Source organism: Prevotella sp. P5-64, assembly GCF_002251285.1.
In the GTDB taxonomy this organism is placed as follows: Bacteria; Bacteroidota; Bacteroidia; order Bacteroidales; family Bacteroidaceae; genus Prevotella.
Genome location: NZ_NPJK01000032.1, coordinates 1 through 23643 on the forward strand (window position 1 = coordinate 1; position 23643 = coordinate 23643).

A 23643-nucleotide genomic window follows, 5' to 3' on the forward strand; every position below is an offset into this window, starting at 1 on the left:
TGCTTGGGGGCGGGGGCGGGCATGGTCTCCTTCTTGTCGAGGAAGAAGATGTCGCGGAAATGGCGCAGCTTGCGCTTCCATACGAAGCCTACGCCATACTCACCCAGCGGGCCTTCGAGCCAGTCGTACTTGTTGTTGTCGTAGAACACGCGCAGATACTTGCTGGCATTGCGGTCCAGGCGGTATTCGAGCTCTACCTTGTTGAAGAACATATCGTTGTCGCCCTGCTGTATGTCGATGTCGGCGCCGGTCGACACTTTTCCGCCCACGTTGACGCTGAAGCGGTTGTTCCACAGACGCTTGGAGAACTTGAAATTGTAGTCGGTGTGCATGCCGCCCGATGTGTTGGTGTTGTCGATGCTCATGCCGAGGTCGAGTCCCATCGAGCGCATCGCCTTGCCAGCCACGTTGTTGATTTCGTTCTGGAGGAACGACGACAGGGCGTTGTTCATCGTAAACTGGTTGGTGTTGCCGTCGGTGAGATACATGCCCGAGGCGAGCATGGTCACCGCCACCTTGCTGCGACCCTCGGTGGTGAGCGTCTTGAGCTGGTCGCTGATGGTCATGTCGTTAGGGGCGTCGATAATGAACTCGAGGCCCAGATTGCTGAGCGTCTGGGTGAGCTTGACACCACAGTCGAAGTCTACGGCACGGCTGCTGCTGCCCTCGCTTACGGTGGTCTTGACGCTCTCGGTTGCGGTGATGTGCAGTTGCGGGTTCATGGGGTCGCCCGTGAACTCGATGTAGCTGCCGTCCTGTATGGCAAAGGTCTTGAGCGGGATGATGGGGAGCGAGTATTTCATCTCGCCGCTGTAGAGGGTGTAGCGGCCGGTGAGGGTGAGCTCGTCGGTGGGGTTGTAGCCCATGCGCAGGTCGCCGCCGCCTATCAGAGAGATGTAGTTGGAGTGGTCGGCGTTGAGCATGCACATGATGTGGGCCGACTCGTCGACCGACATGCTCAGCTGCATATCCAGGCCGCGAATGGCGGGGCGCTGCACGGGCTCTGACTTGGTGGTGTCGCGGAAGTTGGTAAACTGCACCAGCTCGTCGAGCTGCGTGTCGGCGGTGAGTTCGGCGTCGCGCATCACGTAGGTCATATCGGTGTTGCCCAGTACGTCGAGCTTGCCGCGCATGCGCAGGTTGTCTACCGGGCCGTTCATCATGCCGTAGAAGTTGACGAAGGCCTTGCCGTAGGCTTCAGATCTGGCGTTCTCCTTGGCGTCGATAATCTTGAAGTTTTCGGCGCGCATACGGATATCGAGCATCATGTTGCCGAGGTCGGTAAAGTCGAGATTGCCCGAGATGTTGAGCGGCGCGTCGTTGTTGGCAAACATCTCAAAGTTTTCAAACAGGAGCCGGCTGCCGACGATGCGCACGGGGTCGTCGGCAAAGCGCATCTGCACGCCATAAGGTTCGCTGAAGAGGTAGGTAGAGTCGAGATATACCTCGCCATCGACGATGGGGCTGCTGAGCTGGCCGCGCACGGAGAGAGTGCCGTCGCCATAGCCGCGCAGACCGATGAGGCGGTCGGGGATGAAACCGTTGACGAGCTGCATAGGCATACGCTGCAGACCCATGGTGGCGTCGAGCCATCCGTTCCCCTCCGACTTGTACGTACCCTGTATGGTGCCCACCTCGTTGCCGTTGCAGAGCAGCATGCCGTCGACATAATGAGAGCCGTCGTTCTTGGGCATGTAGACAAACTCGCTGCCGAGATTGCCCATGTCGCACTTCTCGTACTTCATGTTGTCGACCGTCACGGCAGAAGATACCGACAGCTCGGTTTCGGTCTTGACGATGTGGAAGTCGCCGTTCATCATGCCCTCAATGTCGGGCATATAGGGGATGACCGAGAGCACCTTGTGCAGGTCAAACTTGGCGAGCGAGAGCGTGAGGTCCTGCTGGGCGTCACTGTTGGTGTCGTCTGAGTAGAGCTGCACACCCATGCCGTCGGCAGCGGTGAGCTTGAGGTTGGCCTTTATGCGCTCATTGTCGCCAAAGAGTATAAAGTTGTCCTTGTTGGCAGCAAACTGCTTGTAGCCCAGCACGGGCGGCTCGCCATAGAGGTGCAGCAGTATGCCCTCGGTCTGCATGGCGGCAGCCAGTCCGAACCGCAGTCCGAGCCGGTTGCGGGCATCGAAGACCTGGGCGGCGGCATAGGCGCCACGCTCAAACACGCCGCCATTGAGCAGCGCCGTGAAGGTGTAGTCGGGGTTGCGCTTGTTGTTGCTTATCCGCGCCTGGTAGCGGGTGCGCACCGAGTCGCTCGTCACCGCCACCCTCACGGTGTCTATCAGGAATTTGGCAGCCACCACCGAGTCGGCGTCTATGTGTCCGTTTATGCCCTGTACAGGCGAACAGTTTACGTCGACCAGCAGCCTTGCGGTCTCGTAGCCCTTCCACTTGAGGAAGCGCGAGAAGGCGTTGTTGCGCCCGCTGCTGAGGAAGATGCGCGCCTCGGGCAGCTGCTGGCGCAGGCGCACTTGGTCGATGTATCTCTCACGGGTCTGGCGTTGCATCTCCTGGCTTACCAGTTGGATATGATGCAGCAGCACGTTGTAGTCGCCACGCGCGTCGGCATCGAGTCTGAAGTCGCCGCTGCTGATGAGCGCATGGGTGGTGTCGCGGGTGGCGAGCACGTCGAAGTCTATGTCTTCGGGGCGGAAGGTATGGTTTCTGGAGTAGATGCGTATCTCGCCCACGTTGCCCAGGATGCTGAGATGGTCTTTGAGATTGGTGTCGATGTCGATGTGGGAGCATACGCCCAGGTTGAGGGCATTGTCGGCGATGCCCAGTCGGTGCAGGTCGGCCTTGTCGAGGTCGCAGGCAAAGGTGCCACGGATGCGGCTGCCGTTGGCGATGCCGGCAAACGACAGCTGGCCGTCGAAGAGGGGATTGTTGCCGGCGGCGTTGAGGTGGATGTGGCCTCCCGCCATGTCGATGGTGGCGTGGGTGTCGCCGATGCGCTGTCCAGCCACGTCTATCTGGCCCAGCTCGGCGCGCGCCTGCAGTCGGGTGCGCGGACTGAGCATGTCGGTGCCCGTGCCCCGTGCCGTCAGCGAGCCGGTGAGGGTGCCTACGCCCGCTGAAGGTACAAAGTGTGCCACCTGCAACCCACGTGCTGCCATCCGTGCGCTGTATGCCATGCGCCGTGTGTCTATCTCTGCCTTGCCCTTGAGCGCTCCACGGCCCTCGGTCATGTCGAGGGTGGCGACATAGTGGGGGCCGTCGGCGGTGATGTGGCTCTGCAGCCGCACGCCGCTGGGGATGCGTATCTGCCGTGCCACTGCGGGCGCGAGGGCTTGGGTGATGAAGTTGAGCTGGTGGGTCTGGGCCTTGACCTTGATGTCGGCGCTGAGACGGTCGGTGTCGTTGAGGTTGCCCACAAATCCGTTGGCACTCAGGTCGACCACTGTGGGCCACGTGATGTCCATGCGGGAGAGGCGCGCCTTCTGCATGTTGCCGCTCATGGCCACACTGATGTTGACCGGATGGTCGGGCAGACTGCGCAGCAGCGCCTTGGGCATCAGCGACGATGCGCCACAGACGATGTCGCCACGGCCAAGCGAGGCACGCAGGTCTATGTTCATCTTGCCGGGATGGCGGCTGTCAAAGGCGTTGAAGTCCATATCCACGCGCCCCTTGACGCTGGAGTGGGTGGTGGTGAGGGCGAGAGTGGGGAGGTGCATCGTCAGCGAGTCGATGGCTATGCGCGTGGCGAGCGAGGTAAGGCTGAGTCCGCTCTTCTCGGCAAATGCCGCGCTGCGCACTACCGCCTCGATGTGTGGAGCGCAGTAGAAGACCGAGTCTACGGCCAGCGACAGATGGCTGAGGGCGAGGTGGTTGTAGTCGAGCCCCTCGACGGGGTCTATGGCGCGGTTGTCATAGCTCACGCCACTGTCGTCGAGGCTGAGGCTGCCCACACGGTAGAGGCCCTTGTCCAGGTCCAGATAGCCCTGGCGCGCCTTGAGAGCGGTAATCTGTGCCCCTATGCGCAGGGTGTCGCCGGGCATGTGCAGGGTTAGTGCCGAGCGGTTGATGTCGAGTTTCTCCACGGCAATCTTCCACACATTGGCCGACGGTGTGGTGTCGGGCGGCACGGTGTCGCTCAGCTCGATGTCGAGCAGGGCGCCGTCGAGCAGGGCGCGGTCTATCCTCATGTTGCTCCGGCAGAGGTCTACGCCATGGGAAGCCAGGGTGAGGGCGTCTATGCGTCCGCTCACCCGCGCCTCGTGTATCAGGGTGCCGGTGTTGAGCAGCATCTTCTCGAGCGCCAGTTCATCTACATTGACTACACCCGTGAGCAGCGGCCAGAACTGCACGTCGACCACGGCGCGGTGGATGTAGGCTATGGTGTCGGTGGCTTGGGTCGAGTCGTTGGGCTGTACCACGTGTATGCCCTCGGCCTCGAGGTCGAGGGGGAATGCCAGCTGCACATGGTCGATGCCGATGTCCATGCCCGTAGCCTCGGAGGCGTAGGCAGAGACCTGGCGCACCGCCCAGTTCTGTACGGGTGGCAGGTAGAGCAGTATGGTGATGAGCAACAGCAGTGCCAGCAGCGAGGCGACGGCTATCCCCGTCGCGCGCAGCACCCGCCGTGTGTAGTGTTTCAGTGTATCTGCGTGAGTCATACTTCTTGTTTGTTGAAATTCTGTGAAAGTGGTGGCCGTAGTGGCTTCTTTCGCATTGACAGACAACCTATCAAATTACAAAATTAGGTATTTTTTTCCTAATCATAGGCCCTTTGCCGCCGAAAATGTTGGCGATGATGGAGATTGGGGCTGTCGCGAAGGTAAAAAAGCGGGCGTCAGTTGTTGGTCTTGGTGCTGCGGTCGGCGACAAACATGCCCAACAGGATGCAGGTGGCTCCGGCGAGGAAGTAGGGAGTAATCTTCTCACCCAGCACCCACGAAGCGAAAATCATGGTGGTGATGGGGTTGAAGTATACCCAGTTGGTGGCTTTCACCGCGCCCAGCTTGGAGATGCACCAGTTCCAGGTGAGAAAGCAAATCATCGACGCCAGACAGCCCAGGAATGCCAGGTTGCCCATTACCACGGGTTTGGTGAGCACGGCAGCGGTGGGGAGCGTGGGGTAGAATATATAATAAGGTAATATGGTCAGCACGCCGTAGAAGAAGACCTTGCGGGTGATGAAGGCGGCACCATACTTGGCTGATACCCACTTCATGAGCAGCGAGTAGACCGACCAGCTCAGACAGGCGGTAAACGCCAGCGCGTCGCCAAGGGGCGAGAGGTGGAGCACAAAGCGCCCGTTGAGCACCACGATGACCATGCCGGCAAAGGCGAGCAGCGAACCGCCCAACTGCATCATGCTGATGCGCGTAGTGGAACGGTAGACCAGCCTCACCAGCAGCGTGGCAAAGAGCGGACACGAGCACACGATGAGCGAGGTATTGGTGGTCGAGGTAAAGTTCATCGCCTCGTTTTCGCTGAGGAAGTAGAGCGAACCGCCGCTGATGCCGAGCAGCATCATCTTGAGTTCGTCGCGCCACGAGTCGGCCCACAGCCGTGAGTGATACACAGCGAGCATCATCACATAGGCGATGAGGAAGCGCAGCGTGAATATCTGCGCCGGCGAGAGCCCGTTGAGCATCAGTACCTTGGTAGATACGAAGGTGCAGCCCCATATCGCTACGGTGGCAAAGGCCACGAGGTGGTATATCCATGTGTTGTTGCGTGCCATGACTGTTAACGGTGTATGAATTGGTGTTGCAAAGTTACTTATTTCCCTTTAGGCAGACAAGCAAACCGCCCCTCTTTTTGCCGTGGCAGGATATAAGTGGGTGGCAGCAGGCGCCAGACCGCTGCCCATGGCAATAAAACCACTGTCCATGACATTAAAAATGGTTTCGTGTCGTGAAATCGTCATTTCGTACCTTGCCACAATGATTTCGCGCCCTACAATCGTCATTTCGCGCCCTGCAATCAGGATAGAGGACGTCACGGCGCTTGGGGCGACACGCCCCGACGGGTTGGGGTGGCGCCGCAGTCACTTCGCGGTGATGGCGGCACGTGGGGAAACAAAAATCCCTCTGCCGGGGTGGGGCAGAGGGATGGCGTATGTCAATCGTGTCTGACGGTTACTTGTTCTCGGCGTCGATGGCCTTAATCTTCTGACGGATAAGTTCGAGGTCGTCCTTCAGCTTGTTGACCTTGCGGTTCATCTCGTCTATCAGGCTGTTGCCCTTCTTGCTGCTGGCGTTGAGGAAGCCCAGGTTGTTCTCGTATGTCGTTATCTCCGACTTGAGCTGCTCGTATCTGCGCATGAGTCGTCCACGCTCATTGTCGAGCATATCTTCGCCCTGCTTGGCCATACTCTTGATGCTGGACTTGAAGTTGTCAAGCCGCTGCTTGCTGGCAGAGATGTTGAGCTGCTTGTAGAGGGCGTCGACCACCTTGTGGTATTCCTTGAAGAGCTTGTCTTTCTCCTTGAAGGGCACGTGGCCTATCTTGCCGTATTCGTCGATGAGCTGCTGGAGCGTGGCCTGCACGTTGTCGGCGGTGCTGTCGAGCAGTTCCTTGAGCTTGGCTATGATTTCCTTCTTGCGGTCCAGGTTCTGCTGTTCCTCGTTGCGTGTGCCGGCGGTGGCGGCATTGCGGGCTTCAAAGAACTTGTTGCAGGCGGCTACAAACTCGGCCCAGAGCTGGTCGCCCACCTTCTTGGGCACCATGCCGGTGGTCTTCCACTCCTTCTGCAGCTTGATGAGTTTGTCGGAGGTGGCTTTCCAGTCGGTAGAGTCCATGAGGGCCTTGGCCTGTTCTACCATCTCCTTCTTCTTCTTGGTGTTCTCGGCGAACTTTTCCTTCAGAGTCTTGAAGAACTCAGCCTTGCGGCCGAAGAAGTCATCGCAGGCGGCGCGGAAGCGGTCGAATATCTTGACATTCATCTTCTGCGGAGCAAAGCCGATGGTCTTCCATTCGGTCTGGATATCTATAATCTGCTTGGTGTGGTTCTCCCAGTCGGTGGCGTTCTTGTTTTCCTCCTTGGCGATGGCTTCCACCTTCTCACAGAGTGCGGTCTTGCGTGTCAGGTTTTCCTCTTCCTTGGCGCGCAGCTCTTCGAAGTGCTGCTGGTGGCGCTTGTTGATGACGGTAGAGGCTGCCTTGAAGCGTGCCCAAATCTGCTCGCGCAGCTCCTTGGCCACGGGGCCTATCTCGCGATACTGCTGGTGCAGTTCCTGCAACTGGTGGAAAGCGCTGACGGCATCGGGTTCGTCGGCGAGCTTCTCTGCAGCTTCGCAGAGCAGTGTCTTCTGCTCCAGGTTCTTCTTGAAATCATACTCGCGCAGCTCGCGGTTGAGGTTGAGCAGGTCATAATACTGTTCGACATAGAGCTGGTAGTTGCGCCACAGCTCGTTGGCCTTCTCGGCGGGCACTGCCTTGATGTCTTTCCATTCCTGCTGGAGCGCCTTGAAGTCGTTGTAAGACTTGTTGGCCTCTTCGGGTGATGTAGACATCATCTTTATCTTTTCTATGATCTGCTGTTTGCGCTGCAGATTTGCCTTCTTTTCCTCTTCCTGTTGCTGGAAAGCCTTGGCTCTCTTCTCTTTGATGAGTCCCATCTCGGCCTTGAACTGCTCCTCGCTGTCGTCGGTCTTCATCACGTAGGCTTCGGGGTCGCCACCGTTCTCGATGAATGTCTTCTGGTCGGCCTCGCGCTCGGCGAAGAGCAGCTTGTAGAACGCCGTCTTAAGATGGTCTACCTCGTCCTTGGCGGGAGTCTCGTCGCTGTGGGCCAGCTCCTTGACACGTTCGAGTACCTCGTACTTGGAGGCATACATCTTCAGCGGTGCAGCCTCGGTATCGGGCTCGCTGTCCACTGCCGTTGTCGCGGGGGCATTGCCGGCTTCGGCCACGGTATCGTTGTCTACGTTGGCAGGCTGGACTGCCACTGCTTCTTCAGTAATGTCCTGTTTCAGGACGTTGTCTTGAGAGTCCATCATATCACTGTTTAGTTTATGATTATCGGTTTCCACTATATTTGTTATTATGTAGGATGCAAACTTAATGAAAAAGTTCCTAATGACCTAACAAATATTAATATTTCTTATCGTTTTGGGGTTATAATAGTCGTTTGAAGCGCAATATCCACCACGTGAAGCCCGAAACGAGTATGGAAATGATGATGGCGATGATGAAGCCATAGGGGTAGTTTTCCATACCGTTGATGAGGTTCATTCCGAAGAGTGAAGATATCAGCGTGGGCAACATCATGACGATACTGATGGAGGTCAGCGTACGCATGGTGGTGTTCATGTTGTTGTTGATGATGCTCGAATAGGTGTCCATGGTCGACTCGAGGATGTCGGAGTAGATGTTGGTGGTCTCGCGTGCCTGCGACATCTCGATGTTGACATCTTCGATGAGGTCGGCGTCGAGCTCGTCGACCTGCAGCTTGAATTTCAGCTTGGACAGCAGCGTCTCGTTGCCTCGGATGGATGTGATGAAGTATGTAAGTGAGTCCTGGAGACGCGACAGGCCGATGAGGCTTTCATTGTTGACGCCATGGTCCAGGTTGTGCTTGGCCTTCTCAATGAGCAGACTTATCTGCTTAAGCCGCTTCAGATACCAGACTGCACTGGAGAGGAAGAGGCGGAAGATAAGGTCGACATAGTCGGTGAAACCCTGTCCGCGCTTCTGCTGGTAGGAGACAAAGTCAATCATCATGTTGGTCTCGTAATAGCACACGGTGATGGTCACATCGCGCTTGTGGATGATACCCAGTGGCACGGTGGTGTAGGGAGTGCGTGAGCGCACCTCCTTGACATAGGGAATACGCAGGATAATGAGCATCCATCCGTCGTCGTACTCATAGCGGGCACGCTCGTCGGTATCGCTGATGTCGGAAAGGAAATAATCGGGGATATTAAACCGCTGTTCCAGCTCTTGCTGGTCTTCATCGGTGGGACAGGTTACTTGTATCCAGCAGTTGGGCTGCCACTCCTTGATGGCAGTCAGATTCTTGTCTATATTCCAAAATGTCTTCATGTCGTTCGTCTCCGTGTTAATAAATGGGTAATGGGTCGGAGCATAGGCACATGAAGCTTACTCCGGCTTACAGATTAGAATTTTCCGCGTGATAATCGTCCATATAATGTTAATAATTGATTTGTTGTCTGCAAAAGTACTAAAATTCTCCGTAATGGAACGGCGTTTCTCGATTTTTTTCACTGTCGCCATCAAAAAAAGTGTGACAGGAACGGTCTGCTCCTGCCACACTTCAGTGGTTGTATGCCTGTTGGGGCTTGTTATTTCTCGGCTATCTGCTCCAGAGTTGCTGTCAGCAGCTTCCAGAAAGGAAGCATGGTTGATATCTGGCAGCGCTCACCGGTAGTATGGGGTGAGCAGAGGGTTGGGCCAAGGCTCACAACGTCCATATTGGGATATTTGCCCAGGATGACAGAGCACTCCAGACCTGCGTGGTCTACCTGTACCAGTGCATCCTTGCCGTTCTGCTCCTTGTAAATCTTGCGCAGCAGGTTCAGGATTTCGCTGTCGGGGTTGGGGTCCCAGCCTCCGTAGTCGCCGCTGGTCTCTACCTTGATGCCGGCCATGTTGAAGCAACTCTGCAGCATGTTGACGGTATACTCCTTCATGTCCTCGCGCGAGCTGCGAACCAGAATCTTAAACGAAGCCTTGCCTCCCTCAATGTCGATGATGGCGAGGTTGCTCGAGGTCTCTACCACGGTGGGGTAGACGGGTATCATGCGCACCACGCCGTCGTGGCAGGCGTAGATGACATCTATTAGGTTGTCCTGGATTTCTACAGGTACCTCGGTCTTGGGTGTCTCTACATCCTCGGTGTAGAGTTCGATACTGTTTTCGATGGTCTTGTACTCGTCTTCGAAGTCAGCCTTCCACTCGGCTACCAGTTCCTTGAGTGCCTCTACGTTCTCCTTGGGGAGGGTGAGCACGGTCTCGGCCTTGAAGGGGATGGCGTTGCGCATGTTGCCGCCATGCCATGTTGCCAGGCGTGCTTCACATTCCTCGATGGCTTCACGCACCAGGCGCACCATCAGCTTGTTGGCATTGGCGCGGCCCTCGTGAATCTCCAGTCCGGAGTGTCCGCCACGCAGACCCTTGAGGGTAATCTTTACCGCCACATCTTCGGGGTCGGTCTCCACCTCCTTGTAGGCGAGAGAAGCGTCGATGTCTACGCCGCCAGCCGAGCCGATGACGAACTTGCCCCAGGCTTCAGAGTCGAGGTTAAGCAGGATATCGGCGTTGAGGATGCCCTCTTCCAGGTCGTTGGCGCCATACATGCCCGTCTCTTCGTCGGCGGTGATGAGCGCCTCGATGGGGCCGTGCTTCAGGTCTTTGGCTTCCATCACAGCCATGATGGCTGCGATGCCCAGACCGTTGTCTGCGCCCAGCGTGGTGCCTTTGGCCTTAATCCAGTCGCCGTCTATATAGGTCTCAATGGGGTCGGTCTCAAAGCAGTGCTGGCTGTCGGGCGCCTTCTGGGGCACCATGTCCATGTGGGCCTGCAACACTACTGTCTTGCGTGTCTCCATTCCTGGTGTAGCGGGCTTGCGCATGACGATGTTGTTGCCTTTGTCCTTGAAGGCTTCAACTCCGGCTTGTGCGGCGAAGTCCAGGAGAAACTGCTGTACTCGTTCCAGATGACCAGATGGACGGGGAACCTTGGTGAGGGCGTCGAAATGCTTCCAAACGCACTCGGGTGTCAAATTCTTAATCTCACTCATGATATTTTAGTGTTAAGTTGATTGTACAATGATACGTCGCCGGGTAAACATCAGCGCTATCCAGGCGTAAACTCCTATCAGCACGACGAGCAGGGTCTGCACCGAGTGGACGATGAGCACAAAGTAGAGTGCGTCGGTATCGGTTACGCCATAGAGGATGAGCATGGTCTTGACGGCGAAATGCCAGGGGCCGGCGCCGTTGGGCGTGGGCACGATTACTGCCACCGAGCCGACCACGAAGGTCACCAGCGCACACGAGATGCCCAGGTGTGAGGTGGCGTCGAAGCAGAAAAACGTCAGGTAGTAATGCAGGAAATAGCAGCCCCATATCGCCAGGGTGTAGACGATGAAGAGCACGCGGTGGTCCATCATGCGCAGCGACGTGATGCCTGTCCACATGTCGCTGATGGTATTCTTCACCTTATTATATATAGTATACTGACGCAGCAGTGCCAACGTGGAGATTATCGCCACCACGCCGCAGATGGCGGTGACGATGTAGCCCGTGGTCGAAAACTGGCAGAGCATGGTGTCAAGCCTTGTGCCGGTCTGGTTGAAGAAGGTATGGAAGATGGGGAACTGATAGAGGAAGGTGGCGAGTATCAGCAGACCGATAAAGAGCGTGTCGATGACGCGCTCGGTCAGCACCGTGCCCAAGGCTTTGGCAAACGACACGCCGTCGTAGCGCTTCAGCACGCCGCAGCGGGTAAACTCGCCGATGCGGGGTATGAGCAGGCTCAGCGCGTAGGACAGGAAGACCGAGTTGACGCTCGTGGAGTTGCGCGGATGCTCGCCCAAGGGGTCGAGAGCCAGCTTCCATCGCCAGCCACGGAATGCCTGTGCCAGTATGCCAAAGGGTAGCGACAGCAGCATCCATGTCCAGTCCATCTGATGCAGCATCACGTCGCCCAACTTGGCAAAGTCGAAGCCGCGGTACATCCAGTAAAGTATGGCCCCGCCCAAGATGAGCGAGAACAGTATCTTCAATATGTCACTACTTGTCTTCTTCAAAACCTCGTTATTTTTATTGCAAAGGTAGTGCAAGCTGAGAGAAATACAAAATAAAATTCCCTATTTTTTGTGTCCGACTTGCTGTATGATAAGTTATTCTGCAGACCGACGGCGGTCATCTCCGCCCCGAGCGAGGTGGCAGCCATGATGACAAAGTCTAAAACCAGAGTAGGAGAGATGCTGTCTGTCTCCCTCGCTTGGCTCATTGTCGCCGCGTCATGAAGTGAAAGCAAATTGTATGAAGTGTACGGCGCGAGCCAAGCGAGTAGTCTGTGCAATTCTCAAGTGTTTCAAGTTTTTTATGGTCGTTTATACTGGTTTGTTCTGTATGTCTGATGTCTTGGAGTGCTGCAAAATTAATCAAACGGTGGTTAAAAAGAAAACCATGATACCCTTAAAAATGGTCAAAATGATAGTTGAAGTCAAAAAAAGTGCCTTAAAAACAGTCAATGTCCGTAAAAATGTTTAATTTTGGGGACGCATAAAACAATCGCAGTCACAATGAAAACCTTCTCAACCGACGACCGAGAGTCTGCCACTATCCGTAGCGGCATCAGCGGGCTTATGCATCGACGCGAGCCTTCCTATATCGGTCACCACCGCCTGGTTATCCTCTCAGTCTATTACATTGCCCTCGTCCTGCTGCTCTCGTCCAACATCCTGGGCATCTCGGGCGCCTTCCATCATTTCTTCAGCGTGAGCAATATGCTGCTGCTCGTCACGGCGAGTGTGGTGATGGCAGCCTATCTATGGCGCAGGATAGAGATAGTCACCACCCTGTCGCTGATGACCGTTGCCACCCAGCTCTCGCTGTCGGCCGATACGCTCTACAGCGCCTTCGAGCCGGCGATGGGCCACAAGTATATGGTCATCATCATCAACATGCTGTTGCTCTCGGGCAATACCATCGTGGGGCTCTCCACCTATCTCACCCGTATCACCCAGGTCAATACCGCCATCATGTTTGTGACCTACACCGTGTGCATTATTACGACCAATAACTCCACGCTCATCGACTATTACTTCATGCTCTTTGTGGTGCTGGTGTTCTTCAGTTTTCTGGGCTTCCATATCGCTAAAAACGCCCGTCGTCTCCAGGTCGAGAACACCGAACTGCGGCGCGACGAATCCGAACTGATGCAGATACTGCGCCTGAACAAGAAGCAGATCAGGGCCTATGTGCGACTGGCGTCAGACCGCTATGGTGCCGAGCATACCCGCAATCTGCTCGACATCCTGGGCGAGACTTCGCAGAAGAACCTCCTTGCCAACGTGGCTGAGTTCATGCGCATAAGCGATACCGAGAAGTCGCGCATCGACGAAATCTTCCCCGAGCTTACCACCTCCGAGAAATCCATCTGCCAGCTCATCCTCCGTGGCAAGAAGTTGGGCGACATCTGCAGTCTCCTCGGCAAGACCGAGAGCAACGTCAATACCCAGCGAGCCCACATCCGCCGCAAACTCGGGCTCGCCACGACCGACAATCTGCGTGAGGCACTCGAGGAGCGTATGACCCAAGCGAGCGACCGTTAACACCCCGCGCCAGCCATCAGTCCCAGACGCCAGCCGTTAGAAGTGGGTGACCACCTCGATGACTATCTTGTCGCGCTCGGAAGGCTTGGCGATGGCGCCTGTGGCGTAGAAATACTTCTCGTAGTTGATGCGGATGTCGCTGACGAAGGGCTTGTCGAGGCTCAGCGTCACGCCACCCGTGACACGGCTGCGGCGGTAGTCGTTGACGATCAGGCTGCCGCCCTTGTCCTTTTTGCCGTCAAGATACCGGTGTCCGTCGCTGTGGTCGGTCATGTAGTCGTAGCGCAGCAGCGGCGAAATCTTGGTAAAACATCCTTTCTTCATCGCGATGTCGTAGTTGACGAAAGCATCTACGGCGTGTACCGGTTTGAAGGCCCCGTCGTCATAGTGCTTGTAGAGATATTCGGCCTCCACCACCCATCCGCGGCGGTGGAAGTTGAGTCCGGCGTCATACATCATGATGCCCGTCGCCTCAGGCTTGATTTTCTGTGCGCTTAGCACCACGTTGAGCCCCACGGGGAGCATCGCCTGCATCTTGGCAGAGAAGTTGATGCCCTTGGTCCAGTAGTCTTTCTGGTCGGTAAGCCCCGAGCCGTTGTACAGACCTGCCTCGATGACGACTGGGAAGCCCATCCTGAAGTTGTAGCCAGCCTTGGCACCCACATCGCGGATGTTGCCCACCTGCTTGGCGATAAACGACCTGTTGGCGAAGTACTGCTGGTGGGGCGAGCGGTGGGAGTCTATCGTAAACGGCACGCGCATCTGGCCTATCGTCAGTGCCCACCGGTCTGAGGGAGTGATGGTGGTATAGGCGTCGAGCATCTTGATTTTTCCCTCGTCGCAGAGGTCTATCTCCGCCTTGTACGACACCACCGGCGAGAGCGTGCCCGACACATTTACACGTGCCGTGCGCACCTGGAAACGGCCCTCCCCCTCGCTGGTCTGATATTCATACTTGGAGCGCAGGGTACCGCCAATCTTCATACTTCTTTTCTGGTTGTCTTGAGCCACGGCTTCTGCGGTGGCAGCCATGCCACATACCGCCGTGCATAGCGTAAAGATGAGAAATTGCTTTGTCATAAGCGTTTTAGAATTTTGCGCAAAGTTACGACATGGTTGTTTCAGCCGTGTTACAACCATGTTGAAATGCAGTTTCAGCACCATGGCTGCCGTGAGCTTCGTCCCGACGGGGCGGGAGATCCTCGATGAAGACGTGGCTGACACCATTACGCCTCTCCTGGCCGGCGTTGGCGGCTCGTATCGTAAGTTACGTGCCCCCGTGCCGTAAGATACGTGGGCACGTAACAATAGGCACGAGCCTTCGTGACAGATGTTACGTGCCGACAGAGGGCATCGGCAGGTCACCGTCTGTGGTCTCTGCGGTGACGGGAAGATACTCTGCGCCTTGCCTGGCGAGACATTGCCCTTACCGGGGGCACCCCGGTGCTTCGCTCGTGCCCATGGAGCGGGGTAGAGGTGGTCTGCACCGCTCCAAAGTCCCCGGTGCTCAGTCTGATGTGCCGCCCCTTATATATATAATAAGGTGTAAAAAGGCGGAAGAAAATGAATATTACACGCAAAAAAGTTGCGTAAGTGGCGGAAAAATATTACTTTTGCGCCCAAATAGCATTTAGTGAACACAATACAATAAAGATAACAGACAATGAATATTTCTTATAAGTGGCTGAAGGAGTATGTTGACTTCAGTCTTACTCCGCAGGAAACCGCAGCAGCCCTCACCTCTACCGGTCTTGAAGTGGACGCCCTCGAAGAGGTACAGTCTATCCGTGGTGGCCTGAAGGGTCTCTATGTGGGTAAAGTGCTTACCTGCGAGGCCCATCCCAACTCGGACCACCTGCACGTGACCACCGTAGACCTGGGCAAGGAAGCACCCCAGCAAATCGTCTGCGGCGCCCCCAATGTGGCTGCCGGCCAGAAGGTAATCGTTGCCGACCTGGGCTGTGTGCTCTATGATGGCGACAAGGAATTTACCATCAAGCGCAGCAAGCTGCGTGGTGTAGAGTCGCTCGGTATGATTTGTGCCGAAGACGAGATAGGAGTAGGCAACAGCCACGACGGTATCATCGTGCTGCCCGAGGACGCCCCTGTGGGTCAGCCTGCCGCCGAATATTACCACCTGGAGAGCGACTGGCTCATCGAGGTGGATATCACCGCCAACCGTTCTGACGCCCTGTCACACTATGGTGTGGCGCGCGACCTCTATGCCTGGTTGCGCCGCAACGGCTACGAGACATCGCTCCACCGCCCCAGCTGCGATGACTTCAAGGTAGACAACGAGTCGCTGCCCATCGAGGTAGAGATTGATAATACCGAAGCCTGCAAGCGCTATGCCTGTGTGAGCATCACCGGCTGCGAGGTCAAGGAAAGCCCCCAGTGGCTCAAGGACAAGCTCAGCACCATCGGTCTGCGTCCTATCAACAATATTGTCGATATCACCAACTACGTGATGATGGCCTACGGCCAGCCGCTCCACTGCTTCGACGCTGATATGGTCAAGGGTCACCGCATAGTAGTGCGCACCCAGCCCGAGGGTACCCCATTCGTCACCCTCGATGGCGAAGAGCACCTGCTGGGCGAGCACGACCTCAGCATCTGTAATGCCGAAGAGCCCATGTGTATCGCCGGCGTCTTTGGTGGCAAGGGCTCTGGTACCTATGACACCACCACCAATGTGGTGCTCGAGAGCGCCTACTTCCACCCCACCTGGATTCGCAAGAGCGCCCGTCGCCACGGTCTCTCTACCGATGCCTCTTACCGCTTCGAGCGCGGCATCGACCCCAACGGCACCATCTATGCCCTCAAGCAGGCCGCTATCCTCTGCTGCCAGTTGGCTGGCGGCAAGGTGTCCATGCAAATCAACGATGTCTATCCCGCCCCCATCGCCGACGCCCAGGTGCGTCTCGACTATGAATACTGCGACCGTCTGATAGGCAAGGCCATCGGTCACGACTTGATACGCCAGATAGCCGAAAGCCTGGAGATGAAGGTGGTGGCTGAAGACGCCGAAGGCCTCGTGCTCGACGTGCCCGCCTACCGTACCGATGTGCAGCGCCCCTGTGACGTGGTCGAGGACATCCTGCGTATCTACGGCTACAACAATGTCGAGATTCCCACCCAGCTCAAGTCTTCGCTCACCGTGCAGACCGAGCAGGATGCCGAGTATCGTCTGCAGAACCTTGTCGGCGAGCAGCTCGTGGGCTGTGGCTTCTATGAGATTATGAACAACTCGCTCACCAAGGTGAGCTACTACGAGCAGGCTGGTCTCAACGCCTATCCCTGGGAACAGACCGTCAAGGTGGTCAACCCGCTGAGTGCCGACCTCGGCGTGATGCGCCAGACGCTGCTCTTCGGTGGTCTGGAGAGCATCGTGCGCAATGCCAACCGCAAGAACGCCAACCTGCGCTTCTTCGAGGTGGGCAACTGCTACCACTACCATCAGGACCGCTGGAGCTATGAAGACCCCAGCAAGGCATACGTCGAAGAGGCTCACCTCGGATTGTGGGTTACCGGCAAGCGCGTGTGTGGCTCGTGGGCCCATGCCGACGAGGACAGCTCGTTCTGTGAACTCAATGCCTATGTGCAGAATATATTTGCCCGTGTGGGCCTCACCAAGAACATGATGGTGGTCGAAACGAGCGACAACAATATCTTCGCCTCCGGCCTGAAGGTGATGACACGCGGCGGCAAGACCGTAGCCGAGCTGGGAATACTCTCCCACAAGCTGCAGCGGGCTGCCGACATCGCCAACCCCGTATACTATGCCGACATCCACTGGAATACGCTGATGAAGGCTGTGCGCAAGAACAAGCTCGAGTATCAGGAAATCTCCAAGTATCCTGCCGTAAGCCGCGACCTGGCACTGCTCATCGACAACAGTGTGAAGTTTGCCCAGATAGAGGAAATCGCCTTCCAGACAGAGAAGAAGCTGCTCAAGCGCGTGGAACTCTTCGACGTGTATCAGGGTAAGAACCTGCCCGAAGGCAAGAAGAGCTATGCCGTAAACTTCATCATCCAGGATGCCACCCGCACCCTCAATGACAAGGCCATAGACGCCATCATGACCAAACTGATTAATAACATTAAAAATAAACTTGGAGCCGAGCTCCGATAAAACACTAAACCCAATGGGAAGAGCATTTGAATATCGTAAAGCTACGAAATTGAAGAGATGGGGTCATATGGCCCGTACGTTTACCAAACTGGGCAAGCAGATTGCCATTGCCGTAAAGGCCGGTGGCCCAGAGCCCGAAAACAACCCTACACTGCGTGCTATCATCGCTACCTGTAGACGTGAGAACATGCCCAAGGAAAACATCGAGCGCGCCATCAAGAACGCTATGGGTAAAGACCAGAGCGACTACAAGGAGGTGCCCTATGAGGGATATGGCCCCCACGGTATCGCAGTCTTCGTAGACTCACTCACCGACAACACCACCCGCACCGTGGCCGATGTACGTTCGGTGTTCAACAAGTTCAACGGCAACCTGGGTACCCAGGGCTCGCTCAGCTTCCTCTTCGACCACAAGGCAGTCTTTACTTTCAAGATGAAAGACGGCATGAGTATGGACGACCTGATACTCGAACTGATTGACTTCGGAGTGGATGACGAGTTCGACGAGGACGACGAAGAGGGCGAGGTTACCATCTATGGTGACCCCAAGAGCTTTGGCGACATCCAGCACTATCTCGAGCAGAATGGCTACGAGATTACCAGCGCCGAGTTTACCCGTATCCCCAACGACCTCAAGGACGTCACTCCCGAACAGCGTGAGACCATCGGCAAGATGGTAGAGAAACTCGAGGAGTTTGACGATGTGCAGAACGTGTACACCAATATGAAACCCGCTGAGGACTAATAGACGATGAAGCATTATAGCTATATCACCCAGGGCACCTGTAGCCGCCAGATAGACATCGATGTCGATGACAATGGCTGTGTGCAGAATGTCAGTTTTATGGGTGGTTGCCACGGCAACCTGCAAGGCATCTGCGCCCTCATCCGCGGTATGAAAGCCGAGGATGTCAAGGCCCGTCTGCAGGGCATCCGCTGCGGCGCCAAGCCCACCAGTTGTCCTGACCAGTTGGCTACGGCTCTGGAAGAGATGGGATTCTGACACGGAGACCCTGATAACGGAAACGGAAAAAGCGAACGCTGATGATTAGGCGTTCGCTTTTTTGTTATTAATGCAGCTCTCATTTTTCCGGTTTGGGCTCCCGGTAGTCGTCGGGACCAAAGCTGTCGTGGTAGAGGGTGAGGTCGGGGTTCTGGTCAGACTTACATTCGTAGACGAAGATAAAGCCAGCCTGCTTGTAAGCCATGATGTCGGTCGATTGGCGCAGGCCCTCCAGCAGATGGTTATGGATATACTGGCGGTTGCGGTCTATCACCTCTACATTGTCCATCTCGTCGGTGATGGTACAATAATATATGTACTCGCGCGTGGCCCGACGGAACACGATGCTGTCTGTGCGTATATAGTCCTTGGTCGGGGTGGGGCAGAAGCGGCGGGTAAACTCGCGAGCCTCGCGCTCGGCCCTGTCTTCTATCGACTCGTGGCATGCCGCGAGCGTCATAGCAAGCATTATGACAATCAATACTCTCTTCATGACACTATATATTATATATAAATAGGTGTGCAAAGTTACGAATATTATCATTATAATCGTCAGGAAAGTGAAAAACTTATTCGTGAGGCTGATATTTTTTTTGTGGCAAACCGACAATATATCACCGATTTTCAGTAACTTTGCACTCTAATCAGGAATTATCACAATGAAGCATATACGCAACTTCTGCATCATCGCCCACATCGACCATGGCAAATCTACCCTCGCCGACAGACTGCTGGAGCGTACGCAGACCATACAGATTACCGAAGGACAGATGCTCGACAATATGGACCTCGAGCGCGAGCGCGGTATCACCATCAAGAGCCACGCCATACAGATGGAATATCTGTCGGGTGGCGAAAAATATATCCTCAACCTTATTGATACTCCCGGACACGTCGACTTCTCTTACGAAGTGTCGCGCAGTATTGCCGCCTGTGAAGGCGCTCTGCTGGTGGTCGATGCCACTCAGGGCGTGCAGGCGCAGACCATCTCCAACCTCTATATGGCTATCGAGCACGACCTCGAAATCATACCCGTCATCAACAAGATAGATATGCCCAGTGCCATGCCCGACGAGGTGGAAGACGAGATAGTGGAGCTCTTGGGATGTAAGCGCGAGGACATCCTGCGTGCGTCGGGCAAGACCGGAGAGGGTGTCGACGAGATTCTCGAGGCCGTGGTCCAGCGCATCCCCAGTCCTACGGGCGATACCCATGCTCCCCTCCAGGCTCTGATATTCGACTCGCTGTTCAACTCCTTCCGCGGCATCATCACCCTCTGTAAGGTGGAGAACGGCTCTATACGCAAGGGCGACAAGGTGAAGTTCTTCAATACCGGCATGGAATATACCGCCGACGAGGTGGGTGTGCTCAAGATGGACATGATTCCCACGCAGCAGCTCTCTACCGGCGAGGTGGGCTATATCATCAGCGGCATCAAGAACGCCAAGGAAGTCAAGGTGGGCGATACCATTACCCACGTCGATGAGCCCTGCGATAAGGCTATCGCCGGTTTCCAGGAAGTCAAGCCTATGGTGTTTGCCGGTGTCTATCCCATCGATCCGTCTGACTATGAGAACCTGCGCACCTCGCTGGAAAAGCTCCAGCTCAACGATGCCTCGCTCACTTTCATGCCCGAGTCGTCGGTAGCCCTCGGCTTCGGTTTCCGCTGCGGCTTTCTGGGCCTGCTCCACATGGAGATAGTGCAGGAGCGCCTCGACCGCGAGTTCAATATGGACGTCATCACCACCGTGCCCAACGTGTCGTATATGGTCTATGACAAGCATGGCAATGCCAAGGAAGTGCACAACCCATCTGGTCTGCCCGAGCAGACGCTGATAGAGCATATAGAGGAACCCTACATACGCGCCACCATCATCACCGACGCCAACTATATCGGTCCCATCATGAAACTCTGCCTCGACAAGCGTGGCGAACTGCTCAAGCAGGAGTATGTGAGCGGCAACCGTGTGGAACTCCATTTCATGATACCTCTGGGCGAGATAGTGATAGACTTCTACGACAAGCTCAAGTCTATCAGCAAGGGTTATGCCTCGTTCGACTACCATATCGACAGCTTCCGCCCGTCCAAGTTGGCCAAACTCGACATTCTGCTCAATGGTGAGTCGGTCGATGCCCTCTCCACGCTTACCCATGAAAGCAATGCCGTGACTCTGGGTCGCAAGATGTGTGAGAAACTTAAGGAACTCATTCCTCGCCAGCAGTTCGACATTGCCATTCAGGCAGCTATCGGTGCCAAGATTGTGGCCCGCGAGACGGTGAAGCAGGTGCGCAAGGACGTTACAGCCAAGTGCTATGGCGGCGACGTGAGCCGTAAGCGCAAGCTGCTCGAAAAGCAGAAGAAAGGAAAGAAGCGCATGAAGCAGATAGGTAACGTGGAAGTGCCCCAGAAGGCTTTCCTCGCCGTCCTGAAGCTCGATTGATACGATACGGGCAAAGAACGCAATATTCACCCACATCATGTCGCGTGGCCATACTGTCAGCCATCCCATGGTGTGGGTTTTCGTTTCCGTATTGACATTACAAAACTATTGCAAGAGTATAAAAATATATTAAAATGCGTTGAGTAATAGTTTTTTTTATTATCTTTGCAGTAAAGAGTGTAATATGCACCGAAAGAATGTAGTTCTTGGCAACCCCAGGGTTCGTGAATGAAATTTTCGTCTTAACCTTCTGATGTTAACGGAAAATCTTTCTGTACTACTATACTTATCAACAATTAAGTTAACTCCTTATTATGGAAAAGTTTAATTCAACACGTGACGTAGCCCGTGAGTTGGCACGTAAATACAGTACAATGACCCATGGAGAACTGGATATTCTGGAGAGTATTCTGGTACCTCGCAAATACCTGAAGGGACAGATGATACTGTCCGAGGGCGATATATGCAGAGAATTCCTGTATATATCCAAGGGTATGACGCGCCAGTTCTACTTCAAGAACGGCAAGGAGCTCACCGAGCATATCGCCGTCGAGGGCGGAATCGTCATGTGTATAGAGAGCCTGTTCAAAGAGGAACCCACACAACTGCAGATAGAGGCGCTGGAGCCCACATGGGTCTACGCCCTGCCCAAGGCACGCCTCGAGGAGGTGGCTCTGCACAATGTGAATATCCAGATACTCTATCGCAAGATACTGGAAGAGAGTCTTATCACCTCCCAGATTCATGCCGACTTGGTGCGCTTCGAGACATCGCAGGACCGCTATCAGAAGCTGTGCAAGATTATGCCCCAGGTCATCCTCCGCGCGCCGCTCACCTATATCGCCAGCTATCTGCAGATGACTCCCGAGACGCTGAGCCGTGTGCGCACCGCAGCGCTGAAGAAGTAAAAACCGCTATTCCTTATAATGCCAACAGCCCGACACGCTATCATCATGCGTGCCGGGCTGTTGGCTTTGTTGGGGATGTCAATAGACCCGCTCGCCAAAGATGGCGGTACCTACGCGTACCATGTTGGAGCCGTGGTGGATGGCGATGGGGTAGTCGTCGCTCATGCCCCACGAGCGGTAGCGGAACGAGGGCTGGTCGGCAAAGTACTTGCCCCGGACCTCGTCGAAGAAGCTGTGGGCGGTGTCCATCTCGCGGGCTATCTGGTCGTGGTCATCGGTGTGGGATGCCATCATCATGAGTCCGCATATCTCCACATGCTCCATCTGCTGCCATTCGCCGTCGGCGAGCAGACTGCGGCAGTCGTCGGGGGTAAGTCCGTACTTGGTGGCTTCCTCTGCGATGTGCAGTTCCAGCAATACGCGGATGCGACGACCGTATCGGGCTCCCTGTTTCTCTATCTCGCGCAGCAGTCGGATCGAATCTACCGACTCTATCATGCTGATATAGGGAGCTATATACTTCACCTTGTTGGTCTGTAGGTGTCCGATAAAGTGCCAATGGATGTCTTTGGGCAGCGAGGCGGCCTTACGGGCAAGTTCCTGCTCATGGCTTTCGCCAAATATGCGCTGCCCCACATTGTAGGCAGCGGTGATATACTCGTCGGGGTGGAACTTGCTGACAGCCGTCAGCTCCACTCCTTCGGGCAACTGGGCCTTGATGGCCAGCAGGTTTTTTGCCACGTCCACCATTACTTCTCCTCCTCGTATTCGGGCTTGTCGTCACGTTCCTGCTTCTTGGGAGCGTTGTGTTCGTAGACATCCATGATGCGTGTCTCGCTGATGTTGGCGATGACATAGTCTATCATGGTTCCGCCCATCACTGTGTCGATGTTCTTGATGGCGCCGTTCATGTTGGCAGCCTGTACCAGATAGTTTACGTTGCTACGCTTCTCCTTGCCGCTCTTTTCGTCGAGGGTGATAAACTGCAGCTTGGCCTTGTACCAGCGGTCGTCGTTGCCGTTCTCGCTGAAGAATATCTCGCCATAGGCAGCAGGGTTGATGTTCTTGATTTCGAGTTCGCCGCTTACGTATGCCGACATCTCGCTCGCGATGGATTGCTCGGCGTCGCCGAAGCTGACTGCGTCTACCACATAGAGTTCACTTATTTTTTTCTGCATTCCGTCCTCCATAGTCTTCTCATAGCGGACGGTGGTTTCATACCAGTTGGCTGTTCTACTTCTCATATTCTTTATTTCTATTGTTGTCGTGCAAAGGTAGTTACTTTTTTTCTATACGCAGCCAGTTGCGGGTAAAAAAATGTGAACACCCCCTGGTCGGTTGACGCTTGTCTTCGGCTGTTGGAGGGCTTTGATTCCTGCGACGGCTGTCAGCCCTGTCACGCCTTATATCTTTATCTTATATGCGTCTCTTTATCAGCTTATGCGCTGTGTGTGGCTTCATTTCGGTGATGATGACGTTGAAATTGGTTGCAGGTTTTGATTTCTTGGTTGCAGGGTCTGGTATCACCGTTTCAGCCCTCTGGTTGATTGATTCACGCTTTGGAATGATGTTGTCGGCGCTTGCGGCTGTCGTCATCCTATGTGCCTCTGATGCCAACACCTGTGCGATGAATTTGAGACAGGTCTGCCTGTCGTCCAGACAGGTTTGCAACTCGTTTTGAGGGCTTGGCGCACAAGCCTTTGCGGTGAGTGGAAGTTTATTAGTAAAAAATAGCTACCTGATGTATGCATAATAGCTATTAACCTGAGTTCGGGATAAGAAAGTCTCTATAAAAGTTGGTAATCTCAATAATTTTTAGTACCTTTATGGTTGTAAATCAATTAGTTATAAAGTAAAAGGATACTATAGTTATGGAGATTACCAAGGA

18 protein-coding genes are annotated in these 23643 nt (G+C 55.1%); 6 read left to right on the plus strand and 12 right to left on the minus strand.

The features are described from left to right. The 7 genes from CIK87_RS06025 to CIK87_RS06055 all read right to left on the minus strand — a co-directional run. A partial coding sequence (locus tag CIK87_RS06025; protein WP_094386342.1) for a translocation/assembly module TamB domain-containing protein occupies positions 1–4631 on the minus strand: 4631 nt, incomplete at its 3' end. A 176-nt stretch (positions 4632–4807) separates the two neighbouring features. After that, complete coding sequence (locus CIK87_RS06030) at positions 4808–5704, minus strand: DMT family transporter (RefSeq protein WP_094386310.1); 897 nt, start codon at positions 5702–5704, stop codon at positions 4808–4810. Positions 5705–5752: 48 nt separating this feature from the next. Continuing rightward, entirely contained in the window at positions 5753–5905 is a 153-nt protein-coding gene (locus CIK87_RS14340) for a hypothetical protein (protein WP_158216212.1), read from the minus strand. 196 nt (positions 5906–6101) lie between these two features. Further along, positions 6102–7964: a DUF349 domain-containing protein gene (locus tag CIK87_RS06040; RefSeq protein WP_094386314.1), complete on the minus strand. Its 1863-nt coding sequence runs from the start codon at positions 7962–7964 to the stop codon at positions 6102–6104. Positions 7965–8082: 118 nt separating this feature from the next. Next, positions 8083–9009, minus strand: coding sequence for a magnesium transporter CorA family protein (locus CIK87_RS06045; protein ID WP_022310858.1), 927 nt, complete (start codon positions 9007–9009; stop codon positions 8083–8085). 260 nt (positions 9010–9269) lie between these two features. Continuing rightward, positions 9270–10727 carry an aminoacyl-histidine dipeptidase gene (locus tag CIK87_RS06050; protein WP_094386316.1) on the minus strand — a complete coding sequence of 486 codons (1458 nt, stop codon included), beginning with the start codon at positions 10725–10727 and terminating at the stop codon, positions 9270–9272. Between the two features lie 12 nt (positions 10728–10739). Then, positions 10740–11738, minus strand: a complete 999-nt coding sequence (locus CIK87_RS06055; protein WP_094386318.1) for a lysylphosphatidylglycerol synthase transmembrane domain-containing protein — start codon at positions 11736–11738, stop codon at positions 10740–10742. A gap of 501 nt (positions 11739–12239) precedes the next feature. Here CIK87_RS06055 and CIK87_RS06070 point away from each other — a divergent pair. Continuing rightward, the gene (locus tag CIK87_RS06070) at positions 12240–13271 is read left to right on the plus strand and encodes a hypothetical protein (RefSeq protein WP_094386325.1); all 1032 of its coding nucleotides are present in this window, start codon (positions 12240–12242) and stop codon (positions 13269–13271) included. Positions 13272–13307: 36 nt separating this feature from the next. On the opposite strand, the gene CIK87_RS06075 is transcribed toward CIK87_RS06070, so the two are convergent. Then, on the minus strand, positions 13308–14351 hold the full coding sequence (locus CIK87_RS06075) for a porin (RefSeq protein ID WP_173823484.1): 1044 nt from the start codon (positions 14349–14351) through the stop codon (positions 13308–13310). A 583-nt stretch (positions 14352–14934) separates the two neighbouring features. On the opposite strand from CIK87_RS06075, the gene pheT reads away from it, so the two are divergent. The 3 genes from pheT to CIK87_RS06095 are packed head-to-tail and all read left to right on the plus strand — an operon-like array spanning position 14935 to position 18406. Beyond that, positions 14935–17403, plus strand: a complete 2469-nt coding sequence (gene pheT / locus CIK87_RS06085; protein ID WP_094386331.1) for a phenylalanine--tRNA ligase subunit beta — start codon at positions 14935–14937, stop codon at positions 17401–17403. 13 nt (positions 17404–17416) lie between these two features. Then, positions 17417–18148, plus strand: a complete 732-nt coding sequence (locus CIK87_RS06090; RefSeq protein ID WP_022310851.1) for a YebC/PmpR family DNA-binding transcriptional regulator — start codon at positions 17417–17419, stop codon at positions 18146–18148. Positions 18149–18154: 6 nt separating this feature from the next. Continuing rightward, positions 18155–18406, plus strand: coding sequence for a TIGR03905 family TSCPD domain-containing protein (locus CIK87_RS06095; RefSeq protein ID WP_022310850.1), 252 nt, complete (start codon positions 18155–18157; stop codon positions 18404–18406). A 79-nt stretch (positions 18407–18485) separates the two neighbouring features. Here the strand turns inward: CIK87_RS06095 and CIK87_RS06100 are convergent, their stop codons facing one another. After that, the gene (locus CIK87_RS06100; RefSeq protein ID WP_216820584.1) at positions 18486–18899 is read right to left on the minus strand and encodes a hypothetical protein; all 414 of its coding nucleotides are present in this window, start codon (positions 18897–18899) and stop codon (positions 18486–18488) included. Positions 18900–19065: 166 nt separating this feature from the next. Between CIK87_RS06100 and lepA the strand changes: the two genes are divergently transcribed. Then, positions 19066–20847, plus strand: a complete 1782-nt coding sequence (gene lepA / locus CIK87_RS06105) for a translation elongation factor 4 (RefSeq protein WP_022310848.1) — start codon at positions 19066–19068, stop codon at positions 20845–20847. 314 nt (positions 20848–21161) lie between these two features. Then, positions 21162–21755, plus strand: coding sequence for a Crp/Fnr family transcriptional regulator (locus CIK87_RS06110; protein WP_094386335.1), 594 nt, complete (start codon positions 21162–21164; stop codon positions 21753–21755). Positions 21756–21833: 78 nt separating this feature from the next. Here the strand turns inward: CIK87_RS06110 and CIK87_RS06115 are convergent, their stop codons facing one another. From CIK87_RS06115 to CIK87_RS06125, 3 genes are all read right to left on the minus strand, one after another. Continuing rightward, a complete protein-coding gene (locus CIK87_RS06115; protein WP_022310846.1) occupies positions 21834–22505 on the minus strand; it encodes a YggS family pyridoxal phosphate-dependent enzyme in 672 nt (223 codons plus the stop codon). Next, on the minus strand, positions 22505–22999 hold the full coding sequence (locus tag CIK87_RS06120; protein WP_094386338.1) for a DUF4494 domain-containing protein: 495 nt from the start codon (positions 22997–22999) through the stop codon (positions 22505–22507). Before CIK87_RS06120 ends, CIK87_RS06115 begins: the two co-directional genes overlap by 1 nt. 172 nt (positions 23000–23171) lie before the next feature. Further along, on the minus strand, positions 23172–23426 hold the full coding sequence (locus CIK87_RS06125) for a hypothetical protein (protein WP_144008130.1): 255 nt from the start codon (positions 23424–23426) through the stop codon (positions 23172–23174). Positions 23427–23643 lie beyond the last annotated feature (217 nt).